This is a genomic window from Paenibacillus amylolyticus (assembly GCF_047302515.1).
Classification (GTDB): Bacteria; Bacillota; Bacilli; order Paenibacillales; family Paenibacillaceae; genus Paenibacillus; species Paenibacillus amylolyticus_G.
This window is the reverse complement of the sequence record NZ_CP168019.1, coordinates 6,513,134-6,531,398: the sequence shown is the minus strand read 5'-3', so window position 1 is coordinate 6,531,398 and position 18,265 is coordinate 6,513,134. Positions and strand designations below refer to the sequence as shown.

The 18,265-nt window shown below is 49.4% G+C and carries 15 protein-coding genes; 8 read left to right on the top strand and 7 right to left on the bottom strand.

Going from position 1 to position 18,265, the window contains the following annotated elements:
• Window positions 1-68: 68 nt before the first annotated feature.
• Window positions 69-1,013: a MerR family transcriptional regulator gene (locus ACDJ59_RS28610; RefSeq protein WP_413407005.1), complete on the bottom strand. Its 945-nt coding sequence runs from the start codon at window positions 1,011-1,013 to the stop codon at window positions 69-71.
• 268 nt (window positions 1,014-1,281) lie between these two features.
• On the opposite strand from ACDJ59_RS28610, the gene ACDJ59_RS28605 reads away from it, so the two are divergent.
• From ACDJ59_RS28605 to ACDJ59_RS28570, 8 genes are all read left to right on the top strand, one after another.
• The gene (locus tag ACDJ59_RS28605; RefSeq protein WP_413407004.1) at window positions 1,282-2,757 is read left to right on the top strand and encodes a phospholipase D family protein; all 1,476 of its coding nucleotides are present in this window, start codon (window positions 1,282-1,284) and stop codon (window positions 2,755-2,757) included.
• A gap of 126 nt (window positions 2,758-2,883) precedes the next feature.
• Window positions 2,884-3,507 (top strand): TetR/AcrR family transcriptional regulator, encoded by a 624-nt coding sequence (locus ACDJ59_RS28600; protein WP_413407003.1) that lies wholly within the window; start codon window positions 2,884-2,886, stop codon window positions 3,505-3,507.
• The gene (locus ACDJ59_RS28595) at window positions 3,504-3,845 is read left to right on the top strand and encodes a DMT family transporter (RefSeq protein WP_017691902.1); all 342 of its coding nucleotides are present in this window, start codon (window positions 3,504-3,506) and stop codon (window positions 3,843-3,845) included. Before ACDJ59_RS28600 ends, ACDJ59_RS28595 begins: the two co-directional genes overlap by 4 nt.
• A complete protein-coding gene (locus ACDJ59_RS28590) occupies window positions 3,845-4,159 on the top strand; it encodes a DMT family transporter (RefSeq protein ID WP_413407002.1) in 315 nt (104 codons plus the stop codon). The genes ACDJ59_RS28595 and ACDJ59_RS28590 overlap by 1 nt, the downstream gene beginning before the upstream one ends.
• A gap of 339 nt (window positions 4,160-4,498) precedes the next feature.
• A complete protein-coding gene (locus ACDJ59_RS28585; RefSeq protein ID WP_280523080.1) occupies window positions 4,499-4,630 on the top strand; it encodes a hypothetical protein in 132 nt (43 codons plus the stop codon).
• 213 nt (window positions 4,631-4,843) lie between these two features.
• Entirely contained in the window at window positions 4,844-5,791 is a 948-nt protein-coding gene (locus tag ACDJ59_RS28580; protein ID WP_413407001.1) for a TetR/AcrR family transcriptional regulator, read from the top strand.
• Window positions 5,792-5,824: 33 nt separating this feature from the next.
• Window positions 5,825-9,061: an efflux RND transporter permease subunit gene (locus tag ACDJ59_RS28575; RefSeq protein ID WP_413407000.1), complete on the top strand. Its 3,237-nt coding sequence runs from the start codon at window positions 5,825-5,827 to the stop codon at window positions 9,059-9,061.
• A 341-nt stretch (window positions 9,062-9,402) separates the two neighbouring features.
• Entirely contained in the window at window positions 9,403-11,079 is a 1,677-nt protein-coding gene (locus ACDJ59_RS28570) for a PucR family transcriptional regulator (protein WP_413406999.1), read from the top strand.
• 15 nt (window positions 11,080-11,094) lie between these two features.
• Here ACDJ59_RS28570 and ACDJ59_RS28565 read toward each other — a convergent pair whose 3' ends face one another.
• The 6 genes from ACDJ59_RS28565 to ACDJ59_RS28540 all read right to left on the bottom strand — a co-directional run bounded on the left by ACDJ59_RS28565 (window position 11,095) and on the right by ACDJ59_RS28540 (window position 18,180).
• Window positions 11,095-11,322: a hypothetical protein gene (locus ACDJ59_RS28565; RefSeq protein WP_413406998.1), complete on the bottom strand. Its 228-nt coding sequence runs from the start codon at window positions 11,320-11,322 to the stop codon at window positions 11,095-11,097.
• The gene (gene hydA, locus ACDJ59_RS28560) at window positions 11,322-12,767 is read right to left on the bottom strand and encodes a dihydropyrimidinase (RefSeq protein ID WP_413406997.1); all 1,446 of its coding nucleotides are present in this window, start codon (window positions 12,765-12,767) and stop codon (window positions 11,322-11,324) included. The genes ACDJ59_RS28565 and hydA overlap by 1 nt, the downstream gene beginning before the upstream one ends.
• On the bottom strand, window positions 12,764-14,059 hold the full coding sequence (gene preA, locus ACDJ59_RS28555; RefSeq protein ID WP_062836927.1) for an NAD-dependent dihydropyrimidine dehydrogenase subunit PreA: 1,296 nt from the start codon (window positions 14,057-14,059) through the stop codon (window positions 12,764-12,766). Before preA ends, hydA begins: the two co-directional genes overlap by 4 nt.
• A gap of 527 nt (window positions 14,060-14,586) precedes the next feature.
• Window positions 14,587-15,954: an NAD(P)-dependent oxidoreductase gene (locus ACDJ59_RS28550; RefSeq protein ID WP_413409936.1), complete on the bottom strand. Its 1,368-nt coding sequence runs from the start codon at window positions 15,952-15,954 to the stop codon at window positions 14,587-14,589.
• A 50-nt stretch (window positions 15,955-16,004) separates the two neighbouring features.
• Entirely contained in the window at window positions 16,005-16,886 is an 882-nt protein-coding gene (locus tag ACDJ59_RS28545; RefSeq protein ID WP_221825454.1) for a nitrilase-related carbon-nitrogen hydrolase, read from the bottom strand.
• A 4-nt stretch (window positions 16,887-16,890) separates the two neighbouring features.
• Window positions 16,891-18,180, bottom strand: a complete 1,290-nt coding sequence (locus tag ACDJ59_RS28540; protein ID WP_413406996.1) for a M20 family metallo-hydrolase — start codon at window positions 18,178-18,180, stop codon at window positions 16,891-16,893.
• Between the last annotated feature and the right edge of the window lie 85 nt (window positions 18,181-18,265).

Here is an 18,265-nt window from a genome sequence, read left to right as displayed (position 1 = left end):
CCCTTTGATCACTTTCGTCAAAGGATGTCCTGTATTCACTAACCTATTCATATCATTTGAGATTATGTTTAGTTGTTTGCCTGTCCAAACCTCGCACCAGGTGGTCGATTTGCGAGATACTCACGTTCTATCCATGATTGCCAATCCGCTGAATCCTCTGGCATAATCCATTGCGGGTAACGAGCATGTTCTGCACGCTCATAGCCCTTTCCACCAAGTACGAAGCGAATATGTGGAAACTCGTTTTTAATCCGCTCTATAAGCTGATCACACTGTTCAAGAAGCCCTGGGCTTGTGATTGAAAGGCAGACCAACTTGATCTTTTGCTCCCGAATAATCGGGAAGACACCTTCCTCTGGCGTGTTCGCACCGAGATATAGTACTTCCGCTCCATTTTTACGCATAAAGAGAGAGAACAGCAGCAATCCAACCTGATGGTGCTCCCCTTCCGGACACAACGCCAGAACTTTGGGCAGATGCGGATAGATCGGGAACAGATGGAAAAACTGATAAAACCGCTGCGAAATCAGCTGTGTCATAAAGTGTTCCTGCGCTACCGAAGCCCTGCCTTGCTCCCATGCATCTCCAACCCGAACCAGAATGGGCACCAACACATGATAGAACATCGAGTCATACCCATACATGGTGAAACCAAAATCAATCAAACCATTGGCACGTTCACCCTGAAAGTTGTAGAGCGAGTCATAGATCTGATCTGCCATGCGTGCGTAGGCTTCTTCCATCGTAGGCACCGGAGCCATGATCGGCGTGGGTAAAGCCTCGGGCGGATTTAATTTGCTTACTTTCAACATCCGTACCGCTTCCGAAATATTGGTCTGATGTAGCTCAACCTGTTCTTTCAACCAGCGCAGATCCGCAACATTCTCTTCGGTATACATTCGATAACCCGATTCCGTCCGCTCAGGGGTGACCGCACTATACCGATTCTCCCAAGCCCGGAGCGTCACCGTCGGGATACCGAGCATGGCAGCGACTTGTTTGATGGAATACACCTTATTACCCACTTTCTTTCCTAAATGTCCAGATTTCAAAGGTTATATCATTGGTTCCCCGTCCTTGTCAGGCATATGAAAACCCTAACATTCTACAAAAATAATACACTCATTATACACAACGCTCAGACACCTGTCGATTGCATAATGCCAATTTTGCCATATGCATTTTACCGCTACATTCGTTATGCTAGCGGGTCTCTCGTGCGTCAACGTTATCATCCGTGTGGTAATAGAAGTCAGCAAGTACAGAAGGGGGAGTCCACCGTTGGTCTCATTACGCCGCCATACATCAGACCGCAAGTCTTCACGCGGCAAATTTCCATACATACGAACAGGACTCGTCCTATTGGTCCTATGGCTCATCGCCGTCATGCTCTATCAGACCTACAAACCATTACCAACGGGCATTTCCTACGAAAGTCCGGAGTATCGTGTGGATCAAGTCGAGTTTCTGCATGACCTCACTTATCCTTCCTCCGACGGACAGATGGAGCACGAGCAGCAGATTTTCCAGCGCATGATGCAAATTGTGGAGGAAGCAGAGCAGCTTGTCCTGGTGGATATGTTCCTATTCAATAATTATCAGCACAAGGGACAGAACTTCCCTCCCGTGAGTACTGAATTCACCCAAGCGCTGGTCTCCAAAAAAAATCAACATCCTGATATGGATATCTGGTTCATTACAGATGAAGTAAATACCAACTATAACTCAGCACCCAATCCGTTGCTGGAACAAATGGAACAAGCAGGCATTCATGTGGTCATCACGGATGTGGACCCTTTGCGTGATTCAACTCCAGTATACTCTGCGGTCTGGCGGACCTTCTTCCAATGGTTTGGTCAATCCGGAGATGGCTGGATCAAAAACCTGATGGCCACGGATGGTCCGGATGTAACGGTCCGTTCCTATCTCAAGCTGCTCAACGTGAAAGCAAATCATCGCAAAGTTGTGGTTAGTGAGAAGACTGCCATTGTCTCTTCTGGCAATATTCATGATGCGAGTGCCTACCACTCGAATATTGCATTTGAAGTAACAGGTCCAATCATTGGCGATATTCTTCAGTCAGAGCAAGCTGTACTCGACATCTCAGGTGGAGGTAAGGTTCCTGCCTACACAGCGCCTTCCTCGGATTCAAACACGGGAGATTTGCGAATACGCTATTTAACTGAAGGCAAAGTGAATGACGCTGTACTCCATGAGATCAATCAAGCTGGCAAAGGTGACACCTTGTGGATGGGCATGTTCTATGTGGCCTCACCGAAAGTGTTGGAAGCCCTGCTGGAAGCCGCAAAACGAGGAACTGAGATCCGGCTAGTGCTTGATCCAAATGAAAATGCCTTTGGACAGGAAAAGATCGGCATTCCAAACCGTCCTGTCGCTGCTGAATTGCATGATAAATCCGACGGTAAAATTCAGATCCGCTGGTATAACACCACCAAGGAGCAATACCATACCAAGATGATCTATCTTGCCAAAGCAACCGGAGATCATATTGTCCTGGGGGGTTCAACCAACTTCACACCACGAAACATGAATGACTACAATCTGGAGAATGATCTATGGGTTGCCGCTCCTCCAGACAATAAGTTCACACTTGATATCGCGAATTATTTTGAGCGCATTTGGAATAATAATGATGCCGAGTTCACGTTAGACCTGGATGAGTTCCAGGAGAAGACTACGTTTTTGAAAGGTATCCTATACAAGCTGCAGCTGATTCTGGGTCTTACAACCTTCTGATCAGAAACCACATCCATACCTGTTATATCCGCCTGTACTCTACTGTGCAGGCGGATATTTTCATCTTGACAGGCGATGTAAAGTGTGAAAATATAATTACCTAACGACCGTTAGGAAGGTGATTGAATGACTGCACAATCCATTCGGGATGCTGCCCTGTTCCATTTTGCGAGAGATGGCTATGAGGGGGCTTCTCTGAGAGCTATTGCTGATGAAGTCGGGATTAAAAAACCGTCCATATATGCACATTTCAGCTGCAAGGATGACTTATTTTTACACACACTGGCATTTGCTTTTCACGAGGTAAAAAGGCACACACTGGAATATTTTCGTGATCATGCGGATCTGCCATTGGAGCAGAGGCTGAAAGGCTTGTTGATCTGGTTCGAACAAGAATACAATGCCCATGCTTCGGCTCGATTGATGTTGCGCAATTGTTTTTACCCACCCCTTTCTCTGTATGGCGAAGTGATGGATCAAGTGTATCCGTTTATCGATGGTATGGAACGCGCACTGACTCGTCTGCTGCAAAGGGCAATGCGTAATGAAGATATACCGGCCATTCCCGCAGAACAGGCTGCCATTGCATTCATGACGTTCCTCGACGGCATTACCGTGGAGATTATCTATGGAAGCTCACGTCGGTACAAGAGACGGTTGGAAGCATCCTGGCCTGTCTTCTGGCATGGCATTCATCATTTGAACGAAGAGGCACAAAGCGTTGTGCCGGAAGGAGATTTAACAACATGAACCGCAACTGGTTATATGTATTTATCGGTGGAATTATTGAGATTGTCTGGGTAAGCGGGCTGAAACATGCCTCGAATGCCTGGGAGTGGACTTTGACGGGGATTGCCATCGTGATCAGCTTTGGGCTAATCATTGCTGCTTCCAAAAGGCTGCCTGTGGGTACGGTGTATGCCGTCTTTACAGGAATTGGTACGGCGGGTACCGTCCTTACAGAAATGGTACTGTTCGGTGAGCCGTTCCGCTTGGCCAAAGTATTGCTCATCGGGCTGCTGCTCTGCGGCGTAATTGGACTGAAGCTGGTTACGGATCAGCAAGAAGCCAAAGGAGGTGCAGTATAATGGCTTGGATGGCAATTGTAGGTGCAGGGATATGTGAAATTTTCGGTGTAATCGGTATTAATGGTGCTTCCACCAAGAAAGGATGGCCATACATCGTACTTATGCTGGTGTCGTTTGTGTTCAGCTTCTCGCTGTTGTCCTACGCCATGACGTCCATTCCGATGGGCACAGCGTATGCTGTGTGGACGGGGATCGGGACGGTCGGCAGTACGTTAACAGGCATGTTCCTATTCGGTGAACGGAAAGAAGCGAAGCGTATTCTGTTTATTACGATGATTTTGGTGGCAGCCGTTGGTCTGAAACTGATCACATAACGGAACAACTGAATTACACTCTATATCTCCGATTGCAGTACCACTTTCTGATCGCTGTTATCCCCAGATTTCTTTGATCCCCTTTGAAGAGGGATAAATCCGGTGACAGCATATGCTTCCGAAGAAGCTTTCTTACAGAAAGCTTTAAGGCGAACACTTCGTTTCTTCAAGTCGGTTCTGCAATCTCCGTTATCGTGTAATTCTTAGCTTCCATTAAGATATCTATTAAATTCTGTAATATAAAAAAGACGACTTCGATCAGGAAGTCGTCTTTTTTGGGATATGATATAAATAGGAAACCTCTCTATACTTTGCCACGTAAGAAAGGATGTCGTAATCATGAAAAAATTATTGGCACGCATGGGCTCTTATACAGGGTATACCCTTCTGATCGGCATGGCCATCTTCTATCTCATCGCTCTAGTCGCCATTATTATACTCGCCTTGTACGCCTTCACTGGAGGAAACTAACTTAAACGTTCTTGATACCTTATCCATATCGTACATACAAGCTGTACCTTGTTACTTGCCGTCTCTCCTTCCCTTTGATCATTCTCTTTTCCCCATATACATTTTCCAATTTTCTCCCATTTGAATTCCTTTAACCATATCGTTTATACTTATTCTGACCTTAAAGTCAATTCAAGAACTCACAAGTTCCCTGATGAGGTGAATGTATCGTTAATGAACCCTATACATGAGATGAATGAGAAGAAAAAGCTCATCATTACTACAGCACTCAAGTTATTCTCATCCAAAGGCAGTGCTGCAACATCCATGCAAGAGATTGCAGAATTATGCGGGATGTCCAAAGGCAGCCTCTACATTATGTTCAAATCCAAAGAGGAATTAGAAGCCAGTACTCTGGAGTACTGCATGTACACGCTCATGGACGAGATGACACAGATTGAGCATGAAACCAGCCTTACCTCGCGTGAACGTCTGCACAAGCAGATCGAGACACTGTTGATCCATGTTGCCGAGCTCAAGGAGTTTTTGCGAGTACAGATGCGCAGCATGATGATGGATGATGAACAGCAACGCAAGGAACAATGCCATCCGCTGCAAAGAGATCTGGAGGTCCGTACCTTACATTGGTTTAAGGATAAGCTGGAGGAGCAGTACGGATCGGAGATTGAACCTTATACGATTGACCTTATTTTGCTGACTCAGGGGCTATTCCTCTCCTACGTCAAGATCTGGTTTACAGAGATGCCGTCCCTTACTGTTACCAAAATGGCAACAAATTTACTGCAAATGATGGACTATGCAGCGCACGGGTTTCTTAAGCAGCGACCTTTGCCTTTGATTCCTTTGGAGGACTGGCCTGCCTGGATTACCGAACTCCATCCGGATTCCACGGTGATGCGGCATCCTATTCATATTATCAAGCAAATGCAGGATATCGCTGCCTCAGAATTGCCTGCTGGACAACCAAAGAATGATGCACTTGAGACTATTTCCATTCTCAGGCAGGAGATGATGGAATTCACGCCGCGACGTGCCATTATTCTGGGCATGATGCACAACCTGGAGAACGTAACTGCCATTCAACCCTTGCACTCCGAGCTTCAGCATATTCTGGATGCCATGTATAGCCGGTTCATCCAGGCTGACTCGTCACACACATAAACAGGAGAAACAGAGAGGAGAAGAAACCATCGTATGAAAGGTATTATTAATTTTTCACTGAACAACAAGTTTGCGATTTGGATTCTGACGATTATCATCTCTTTCGCAGGTTTGTACAGCGGATTGACGATGAAACAAGAAACAATCCCGAACATCAACGTACCGTTTCTGAATGTCACTGCCATTGATCCGGGGGCTGCACCCGAGGGAATTGTTGAAGATGTCACGAAGCCGCTGGAAGTAAAACTACGCAATGTAGATGGCGTGAAGACAGTGACCTCCACTTCCATGGAGAACGCAGCATCGATCACACTCGAATTTGATTATGGAACAGATCTGACCAACGCAACTGCAACCGTTCGTGAGGCACTGAATGAAGTTCAACTGCCTGACAGTGTGCAGAAGCCGACCATTTCCAAGTTCAGCATTAACTCTTTCCCGGTTGTATCTCTGAGCCTGTCCGACAAGGACGGCGGTGACCTGGAACAATTGACACGACTGGTTGAATCGGATATTCAGCCTGCACTCGAAGATATTGACGGTGTAGCTCAGGTTCAGGTGTCCGGTCAATATGTGAAAGAAGTTCAATTGAAGTTTGACCAAGCCAAAATGGCTGAGCTGGGCCTGACCGAAGATACGGTAAACGGCATCGTTCAAGGTTCATCCATTCGTGTGCCCCTTGGACTGTTTGAACTGGATAAATCCCAGAAAGCCGTTGTCGTAGATGGCAACATCATCGACATCGATGATCTGAAAAACCTTGCCATTCCAGTCGTACCTGGCGGTGCCGGAGCTTCCGCAGGTAATGGTGCAAGCGCAGCCCCACAAGGCTCTGGAGCACCAACTAGTGAAGCTGGTCAAGGTACCACTCCTGGCTCTGCACAAGGAACAGACCAGGCTGAAGGTCAAGCTGCCGGAGGTAATGCCAGTGTAGGTAGTCCTTCAGGCGCTGCCAACGCGCCTGGCATTCCAACTGTAAAACTAAGTGAAATTGCCAAGATCGAAGTCATCGGTCAAGCGGAATCCATTTCCCGGACAGACGGCAAGGAATCGATCGGTATTTCCGTTGTAAAATCCAACGATGCCAACACGGTTGATGTCGTTAACGCAGTCAAAGACAAAGCGGAAGAATTGCAAACGCAGTTCAAAAACGCAGATTTGACTGTATTGCTTGACCAAGGTAAGCCGATTCAGGACTCGGTGAACACGATGCTGGGCAAAGCCGTTTTTGGCGCCTTGTTTGCCATCCTGATCATCCTGCTGTTCCTGCGTAATATTCGTTCAACCATTATCTCCATTATCTCGATCCCGCTCTCCTTGCTGATGGCATTGACTGCGCTCAATATGATGGATATTACTCTGAACATGATGACGCTGGGTGCCATGACGGTTGCCATCGGACGGGTTGTCGATGACTCCATCGTTGTCATAGAGAACATCTACCGCAGATTAACACTCAAAGGTGAGAGATTGAAAGGCCGTGAACTGGTCCGCGAAGCAACCCGCGAGATGTTTGTGCCTATCCTTTCTTCCACCATCGTAACGATTGCGGTATTCCTGCCATTGGCCTTGGTAAGCGGTATGGTGGGCGAGCTGTTCCTGCCATTTGCACTGACCATGGTATTCGCCTTGCTGGCATCCCTGATCGTTGCCATTACTATCGTGCCAATGCTTGCGCATACCCTGTTCCGTAAAGGGTTGAAGAACAAGCAGAATCACGAAGAAAAACCAGGCAAGATGGCGGAAGGCTACAAACGCCTGCTGAACTGGACACTGTCACACAAACTCATCACGGTCAGTATTGCAGTAATTCTGCTGGTCGGCAGTTTGTTCCTGTACCCGTTCATCGGTGCAAGCTTCTTGCCAGAACAACAGGATAAATACGTGACTATTACGTACAGCCCGCAAACCGGAGCTTTGCGTGAAGATGTCGAAAAAGAAGCACTCGTTGCCGAGAAGTGGTTGTTGGAACAACCAGGTCTGGAGAAAATGCAATATTCCATCGGCGGCACGAATCCACTGAGCAGTATGGGTGGCGGTGGCGGAAACTCTGCACTCTTCTATATCGAATATAACGAAGATACAAAAGACTTTACTCAAGTGAAAGAACAGCTTGTCGAAGGTCTGAAGAAGGAAGTTACCGTAGGAACCTGGAATGAACTCGACATGTCCGGCGGTCTGGGTGGCAGCGGCCTCAGCCTCTCCATCTATGGCGATAATGTAGAGCAACTCAAACCTGTATCGGACGAAATTCTGAAACTGGTTGAAGCGGATAAGGATAATTTTGAAAAAGCAGACACCACACTCGCTGACACCTACGGGCAGTATACGCTCGTGGCAGATCAAGAGAAACTAAGTTCCTTGGGCCTGACTGCAGGCCAACTGGCCATGGCACTGAGCCCGGCACGGGAACGTCCTGTGCTCACGGAAGTCGATATTGATAACAAAACGTATAAAGTATATGTAGAGACAGACGACAAAACATTCAACAGTATTAAAGAGATTGAGGATGAGACCGTCACTTCACCGCTTGGCATCGAAGTACCAATTAAAGATGTTGCCAAAGTGGAAGAAGGTACGTCCCCGAACTCCATCATGCAAATTGATGGTAAGGTTGTTGTACAAGTTACAGCCAACATCCTGGCTTCAGATGTAACGAAAGCTTCGAGTAACCTACAGGCTGAGATCGACAAGCTGGATCTGCCCGATGGCGTTGAAGTGAAGTTCGGCGGTACAACCGAACAGATTAATGATACCTTCACTCAACTTGGTCTCGCCATGCTGGCGGCCATCGCCATTGTATACTTCGTGCTCGTTGTTACATTCGGCGGCGGATTGGCACCATTTGCAATCCTGTTCTCCCTGCCATTTACGGTTATCGGTATTATGGTAGGTCTGTTCATCGCTGGTGGTACGCTTGACGTCTCCGCCATGATGGGTGGACTGATGCTCATCGGGATCGTGGTCACCAACGCCATCGTGTTGATCGACCGTGTTATTCACAAGGAAAAAGAGGGTATGCCTACCCGTGAAGCCTTGCTGGAAGCCGGTGCAACTCGTCTGCGTCCAATTCTGATGACTGCTCTCGCAACTATCGGTGCCCTGTTGCCACTGGTAACGGGTCTCGAAGAGAGTGCGGGTATCATCTCCAAAGGACTCGGAATTACCGTAATCGGTGGTCTGATCAGCTCCACGCTTCTCACACTGGTTATCGTACCGATTGTGTATGAGTTCCTAATGAAATTTAAAAAGAAAAGAATCGAAGATTAAGAAGTCGTTGATCGTGCTCATGTAACGGTTCGAGTCTAACTTAAATGTAGACTATACTATCTAACTTCTCGCCCCTTAGCGCATATTGGAATGATTGAATTCCGATGTGATGCTAAGGGGCTTTTTTCATGTAAATTCACACGAGACATAGACTGACATAGGAATGCTCTATTTTAGTCAAAATCACAAAAAAACAAAGACCCAATTGTCATTTGAAACAAATGAACGTTAGATTTCAGCCCATCGGCTGTAAATGGACTTATAATATGGATTAATTATGTAAGTTGACGGATTCCAGACTCCAGATAGATCACATGTGATTGGGGAAGGATGGTGGTTGTGTGGGGGAGACAATGCTTCATATTCAGATCAGAGACATGCTAAAACGTCCCGTATTTCGCAAGGCGGAAGTTCTGGCCAGTGATCGCGCGCTGGAGCGGTATGTTCGCTGGGTTCATATCATGGAGGTTCCTGAGGTAGGGGACTTGCTCAATGGCGGGGAATTGGTACTTACGACAGGCATTGGCTGGCAGGAAGGTGAGCAGCATGGCCTGTCTTTTTTGCGTCAGTTAATTGCACGTGGAGCTGCCGGCCTCTGTATGGAACTGGGGGATCACACCAAATCACAGCTCGGAGCTATGAAAGAAATTGCAGTCGCCGCGGATTTCCCGCTGATCTGGTTCCGCGAACAGGTCCGTTATATCGATATTACGCAAGACTTGCATTTCACCCTGATTCGCAGTCATCAGCGGATGATTGCCGAACTCGATAGTCTCACCACCTCATTTAACCAACTTCTTCTGAATGGAGATGGCGTACAACCTCTGCTTCGATTATTGTCACGAACAACCGGATGTGCCGTGGCGTTATATCCACTTGAAGGGGAAGCAAGTGCCGTTCCCTATTGCCCTCCAGAGGAGCTAGAGACTCGTCGGCAGGATTGGTTTTCGCAGCGGGGACAGTTGGAGGGGGAGCATATCACAGCGTTAAAAGCATACACGGAGAGCGCATTGGATGTGATCAGCATACCTGTTCAGGCGTTGGACTACACCTTTGCCGATCTTGTGCTGATGCATCAAAAGCTGCCGGATCACGATTCAAGCATATCGATCAAACTCTCAGATGAATTCATCATTCAGGCACTGGAACGTTGCGCAGCCGCGATTGCCCAGGACTGGATGCGAACCAAGTACATGGAAGAGAAACGTCGGTACAAAGAAGATATGTGGGTCATTGACTGGCTTAACGGACACCACTCCACGAAGGAAATCCATGAATATGTATCTGCCGTTAATCCCCTTCTCGCAACGAGCAAAGCCACTATTATTTTATTCGACAGCAATCCCGCATACACAGACAGCCTCAGACTTCAGAAATTATTAATCCAACGTAACATTGTCGCCCGGTCGGTATTTGCACGGGACAACTTCACCCTCTACAGTACAGTTCTGAATCACCAGATCATTCTTATCATTCTCGACCCACTACCCGGATCTCAGCGCAAAAGCAGTCTATGGCGCTGCATCGAACAGCTGCAGCAGCACGAGCAGGAACAGACCCACCGCCTCTTCTCAGGCCTGTTCGGTGTCGGTCACAGCTGCGCGGACCTCGCCCGTCTCAAGGATAGCCTGGATTCCGCGAAGGAGACACTTCGGATTCAGAAGGACATCGGCGTGATGCAGCAGCCTTTTTACAGTAACCTTCATTGTTATCGCATCATTGCCAGCATGAAGCAGAGTGGTAATCTGGATGATTTTATCGAAGAATACCTGGGGCCGCTCATTCGGTACGATGTGGAGAAAGGAGGGCAGCTGCTGCGCACACTCAAGCAATATTTGGTCCTGTGCTGCTCCAAGCAAGAGACGGCCACCGCTCTATATATCGTTAGACAGACGCTGTATCACCGTTTGGACAAAATCGAAGCCCTTTTGGGAGAAGACTATATCCTCCCCGAGAAAAGGGTTGCGATTGAACTTGCCATCTACGCCTATGAGTATATTCATGGTCCAATCGCGTGAAGAGCTGGGCATTGTCTAAGCTCCCCGTTGCTCCTGAAGCTGACGAATCAGAATATGACTGAACCACTTCCGCCCAGACGCCGTGCCCACGTATTGCTCTTGTTTCTCTTCGGGAAGATCCGGGTGCCCCCATATGACGTGAGCACCCTCCAGATGTTCCCGTACTGCATAGATCCGATATCCCTGTGCAATCATTCGCTCTATGGCGATCCTCTCGGCCTCAAACACATCATGATCCGACATCAGCTTCTCCCTCCATTCACTGCCGTCACAGGCTGTTTCACCGGTATGGGCGCGCCTGCATCATACTTGTTGCGCTTCACATATTGGCCTGCCCCTGCTGTTCCCGCATACTGCCGATCTCGAATGACATACTCCCCGCGGCACAATACCGTCACCGGACATCCCTGTACCTGCATACCTTCAAATGCACTGTAATCCACGTTCATATGATGCGTATCTGCCGAGATCACCCTTTTTACAGATGGGTCAAAAATAACGATATCCGCATCTGTCCCTACAGCCAGAGTTCCTTTCTGCGGAAATAATCCAAATAACTTGCTCGCTCTTGTCGAACACAGATCGACCCACTGATTGAGCGTAATCCGCCCCTTGACTACACCTTCCGAATACAGAATGCTGAGGCGATCTTCGATGACAGGCCCCCCGTTCGGAATTTTGCTAAAATCATCCTTGCCCAAGTCCTTCTGCCCCTTGAAATTAAAAGAGCAATGATCGGAGCCAATCGTCTGTAGTTGACCGCTTTTTAATGCATTCCACAACACGTCCTGATGCGCTGCTTCCCGCAGCGGTGGGGACCAGACATACTTTGCACCCTCGAAGTCCGGCTGATCCATAATCGACTGATCCAACGTCAAATACTGAGGACAGGTCTCCCCCCAGATTCGGTAACCCATTTCACGCATACGCGCGATCTGCTCCACAGCCTCCGCACAGGTCACATGCACCACATACAACTGTGAATCCGCAAGTGCAGCCAGACGGGCCGCCCGGCCTGTTGCTTCTCCCTCCAGCATGGATGGGCGAGTCAGCGCATGATGAATTGGCTCCGTGCGCCCTTCGGCCAGCGCCTGTCGAACCAGCAGGTCAATAACATCCCCGTTCTCGGCATGAACCATGACGAGTGCGCCGTACTCTTTGGCCTTTTGCAACGTCTGGAAGAGAATCCCGTCATCAGCCTGAAACTGGTTTTTATATGCCATGAACACCTTAAAGGATGACACACCCTCTTCTTCAATGATCTGCGGCAGCTCTTCCAGCACCTGATCATTCATCTCGCCGATCATGAGATGAAAACCGTAGTCGATGGCGGCTTTACCCTCGGCTTTGGCATGCCACTCCTGGAGAGATTCGATTAATGGACGGCCTTTTTGTGTCAGACAAAAATCAATGATCGTCGTTGTACCGCCAAAGGCTGCGGCTGTCGTTCCCGTCGCAAAATCATCCGCCGTGACCGTTCCACCGAAGGGCATATCCAGATGCGTATGCGGATCGATCCCGCCCGGAATGACGTAACAGCCGGCTGCATCCACGATTTCCATTCGTTCGTCAGGGATGAGCCCAATGCCAATCTGCGTGATTTTACCCTTTTCGATCAAAATATCTGCTTCAAAGGTATCTGACGCTGTCACCAAAACACCGTTACGAATCAATTTGCGGGTACTCATGATATCGCCTCCTTGGTTGATTGATCTCTAACCGATTGCAGCATCGCAATCGCAGACTGACGTTCATTCCAGGTTACAGGTTCCTGCTCAGGCACAAGCTCAACCATCTCAATCGCCCCATCCACCGGGCAAACGATCGAACACAGATTACAGCCAACACAATCCTCCTCCACCACTTCCAGATAGGAACCGGACGGGTCGGTCAACATATCAATACACTGGTGTGAGGTGTCCTCACAAGCAATATGGCATTTGTTGCAATTGATGCAGACATCGCGGTTGATGCGGGCAACGACTTTGTAGTTTAGATCGAGATTGCCCCAATCCGAATAACGCGGAACCGTCTGACCTACCAATTCTGCTACACTGCTCAGACCCTTTTCATCCAAATAATCGTTCAGCCCATCAATCATGTCCTCCACAATACGGAATCCATGATGCATCGCTGCAGTACATACCTGAACCCCTGTAGCGCCCATGAGCAGAAACTCTGCGGTATCCCGCCAATCAGATATGCCGCCTATGCCCGAGATCGGCACACCTACCTCTGGATTACGTGCACACTCCGCAACCATGTTCAGTGCAATTGGCTTCACCGCTGGGCCACAGTATCCGCCGTGTGCTCCTTTGCCACCCACATGGGGCACGGTATTCCATGAATCCAGATCCACACCTGCCAGGGAGTTAATCGTATTGATTAGGGAGATCGCATCCGCGCCGCCTCGTACAGCTGCCCGGGCGGTCGCCGTAATATCCGTGATATTCGGCGTGAGCTTCACAATCACCGGTGTGGTCGCCACTTCCTTCACCCACATCGTCTGGAGTTCGACCAGGTCAGGTTGCTGGCCCGAGGCGGCTCCCATACCACGTTCAGCCATGCCATGTGGGCAGCCAAAGTTCAGCTCCAAGCCATCGACGCCGACAGCCTCCACCTTTTTCACAATCTCATGCCACTTCTCTCGCGTAGGTTCCACCATGAGTGAAGCAACAACCGCACGATCCGGGAATCGTTTCTTGGTCTCGGCGATCTCCCGCAGATTCACTTCCAGCGGACGGTCCGATATCAACTCAATATTGTTAAACCCCGCCACCCGCTGCCCACCGAAATGGACCGCCGCGAAACGGGAGGATGTATTGATAATCGGTTCACCCAGTGTCTTCCACACCGCACCACCCCAGCCCGCCTCGAACGCACGCTGAACCTGGTACCCCGTATTAGTCGGTGGTGCAGAAGCCAGCCAGAATGGATTGGGTGATCGAATACCTGCCAGATTAATGGATAAGTCAGCCATAACGATCCCTCCTTGGTGTTGTTTGAACTTACTATATAAGTTGAACTAAAGATTATTTACACTGACACTACGATGACAGAATAACCTTCCAATCGCTGTTATCCCCAGATTTTTTTGATTCCCTTTTCCGAAAGGGAAAATCCGGGGATAAAGGCGAACGCTTTGCTTTTTCAGGTTTTTTCTGTCCTCTCCGTTATCGTGTAAATGATTAGTTCAACTTATATAGTTACACTGGAATATTTGGTCATGCTCAGGATCTCTGCGTAGTAATGGTGTTTCTGGATAGCACGCGCCTAAATTCTAACGAACCGTACAGCTCTTATTCGGGACCTATGGGGCAATTTCAAAACCTAACGAATCGTAGAAAGCTTATTTTGCTGTATTCGCTCATTCCGGATTCATTTCAACAGGTGTTCGTCAACATAAGACGTGAGAGATTCGTTAGATTTTCCAATCCTCCATAATTGCCACTATAAGGTGTGTAGGGTTCGTTAGCGCGTCAGGGACACGAGGAATTGATGTACTGCTCACGCCGTCTCTTCCACCTGTCCAGGTAACGCCTTCATGACAGCGGCGGCAGCCAGCTTACCTTGCTGTGCAGCCGAAACAACCATTGCCTCACCCTGACCCTGACCAAAAATGACATCTCCTGCCGCATAGATCTGAGGATGCGAGGTACGATACGTATGCGGCTCGATCTCAACGACGCCCCATTGGTGACGCAGCCCAAACGCTTCGATTAATGGTAATAAACGATGCTGCCCAATCGCCCGGATGACCGTATCACATTCAATCATGAACTCCGATCCCTCCACAGGCACGGGCAACGCACGCCCACCACCAGGCGGGGTAATTAGCTCCATTTTCACGCATTCCACAGCCTGAACCCGACCGTTCTCGTCTCCAATGATACGCTGCGGCAGGGTAAACCAGCGGAACTCCACACCCTCTTGCTTGGCAAACGTATATTCAAACGCATACGCCGTCATCTGGCTTTCCCCGCGCCGATATAACATCTGCACCCGCTCGGCACCAAGACGTACCGAACAGGTTGCTGCATCTACCGCCGTATTGCCCGCGCCAATAACGGCGACCTTCAGACCATTTAACGCAGGTGGAACACCCTGCTTAGTGGACTCCACCAGTTCAATCGCATCATAGACACCTTCCAGTCTCTCCCCTTCAATGCCGAGCATAGGTACTGAACCCATGCCACAGGCCAGAATGATCGCTTCATGTTGCTCCAGCAACTGCGTAGCAGGAATATCCACACCGATGCGCACCCCATAACGGATCTGTACACCAAGCGCCTCCACCTGCTCCACTTCCCATAGCGCAACCGATTCGGGCAAACGGAAAGCTACGATGCCATACGTATTCAGACCGCCCCCTTTGGGCTTGGCTTCATAGATCGTCACCTCATACCCTGCGCGCCCCAGTTCACGTGCCGCCGACAATCCCGCAGGCCCGGCTCCCACAACAGCGACGGTTCTCCCATTGGCAGGCGCTGCCTGGAATAACGACTCATTCTTCGCCCACGCCCAGTCGGTGGCGTAACGCTGCAAGTCACCAATCCGAATCGGCTTCGACGATTCGTTTAGGACACATGCGCCTTCACACAGTTCCTCTGTGGGACACACGCGTGCGCAGCTGGCTCCAACCGGATTCGCATCCATGATGGTGCGCGCCGAACCTTTCAGGTGCCCTGTTGATATTTTGCTAATAAAAGAAGGGATATTAATGTCGGTTGGACAAGCCTTGATACAAGGTGCATCGTAACAGTACAGACAGCGGTTTGACTCCTCCATCGCTTCCTTGCCTGTCATGGCGGGTTTCATCTCGGCAAAGCGACTCTCCCACCCATAATCGGATAACGTTGTTCCTGAGCTGTTCATCAATGTCATGCACCTCCTGAAGTTTGATCCGGGCTAGCTTCCAGCTACGTTCACAGACTAACCAGATGTTCGTACGTTTCCGGCCTGCGATCGCGGTAGAACTGCCACACATTACGCACCTCACGAATCATCTCCGTATCCATCTCGCCAATAACGACCTCATCCTGATCCCGGCTGCCGATCGCTACCATTCTGCCTCGCGGATCCACCAGGTACGACTGTCCATAAAATTCACCCATATTCCATGGCGCTTCCACACCGACCCGGTTGATAGCTGCAACATAATAGCCGTTAGCTACCGCGTGAGCTGGTTGTTCCAGTTTCCACAGATATTCCGATGTACCCGCAACCGTAGCGGACGGATTGAACACTATTTCAGCCCCCGCCAGTCCAAGCAATCGTGCACCTTCCGGAAAATGACGATCATAACAGATGTACACGCCGACTCTGGCGTAGGCCGTATCAAAAACCGGAAACCCTAGGTTACCTGGTTTGAAATAATACTTTTCCCAGAACCCATTCGTACCCTCACCTGCTTCCACATGCGGGATATGATGTTTGCGGTATTTGCCCAGATACGTACCATCTGCATCTATAACGGCTGCCGTATTGTAATACGAAGCAATGCCCTCCACCTCATACACAGGTAAAATAATCACCACCGCAAGCTCCTTCGCCAGCTCCTGAAAACGTCTGGTCGTCGGCCCTTCCGGCACAGGTTCAGCGGATGCATACCATTTTGGATTCTGCTCTGTGCAAAAGTACGGCCCATAGAATACTTCCTGCAACCCGATGATCTTGGCGCCTCTTGCAGCAGCTTCACGGACCAGCGTTATGTGTTTCTGAACCGCAGCTTCTTTGTGCACCTCAACGGGAGCCGAACCTTCAATCTCATGAGAAGCCTGGATTAATCCGATGCTGATTTTGCTCATAACGTCACAACGCCTCCTCGGGTAAAATGATTGGTTGGTTCATTCCACTGCACATCCTCCGAATGGTGCGATATAACACTTCCGTGCCGAGTCCAATATCCTCCGGGGAAGAATATTCGCTGGGATGATGACTGATGCCGTCTTTGCTACGGACAAAGATCATGCCATAATCACACACAAGCGAAAGGGCCAACGCATCATGGAACGGGCCACTCATAAGTTCTGGCAAAGTAACCCCGATCTCTTCCGCGGATGAACGAATCACCGACTTGATTGGCTCTGCACAATACCGCGGCTCACTATTCGTATCCTCTGTCAGCGAGTAGGTTAGACCATATCGGAAACTCACGTCATCCAAAATGTTCATCAATCGGGCTTCAAGTCGGTTCCTGCGCTCCATCTCCATGTCTCGCAAATCAACCGTGAAGCTGACTTCCTCCGGGATGATGTTACGTGAGTCTGGAAACACCCTCAGACTACCCACCGTACCTACGGTTGGCGCTTCCGGGTCTTCTCTCACCATGTCGTCAAAAGCCGCAATGACTTTGGCGCTGCCTACCAAAGCATCATGCCGCATCCCCATCGGAACTGAACCAGCATGACCGGCCATGCCTTTCATCGTCACCGTAAGCCACAACGGGCCCGAGATGCCCGTCACCAGACCTACTGGTGCATTCAGCGCTTCCAGCACTGGCCCCTGCTCAATGTGCAGCTCCAGATAACTGCCTATGGAACCTGGCGGATAGATCGCTTCTTCAAAATCCGAGGGAGAACAGCCGAAGGCTTCCAGCGCCTCCCGGCGGGTCACTCCGTTTTTATCCTGACGCTCCAGTTCGCCTTCTTCCAACTGACCAGTTATACCACGCGAGCCGAACAGGCCTTTGTTAAAACGGGAACCTTCTTCATCGCAAAAGGCAATTATCTCAATTGGCATACGGGGCTGAATGCCATTTTCGATCAAGCATTGCACTGCTTCGAGTGCACCGAGCACACCAATCGCTCCATCATATCGACCGCCGTAAGGCTGAGAGTCGATGTGGGAACCAATCATGAGGATCGGCAGCAATTGATCCGCACCCTCCAGACGACCAATCAGATTGCCAAACGGATCAAGTCGTGTCGTCAGACCGGCCTTTTCCATCCAGAGACGAACCTGAATGATGCCATCCATATCTTCCGGGGTCAGGGCAAGTCGGCAGACACCCGTCTCCGCGATTCGGCCAATCTGCGACAACTGCTCAATGCGCTCATTCAGCCGGAGCTGATTAATGACTTTGCCTGTTGTGGTCTGCATCTTCCCTCGCCTCCTTGCGCTTATTTATCGCGTAATGATATGAAAATCTCCATCTCGCTTGCTAAACCGTAAACGTATGTCGTAC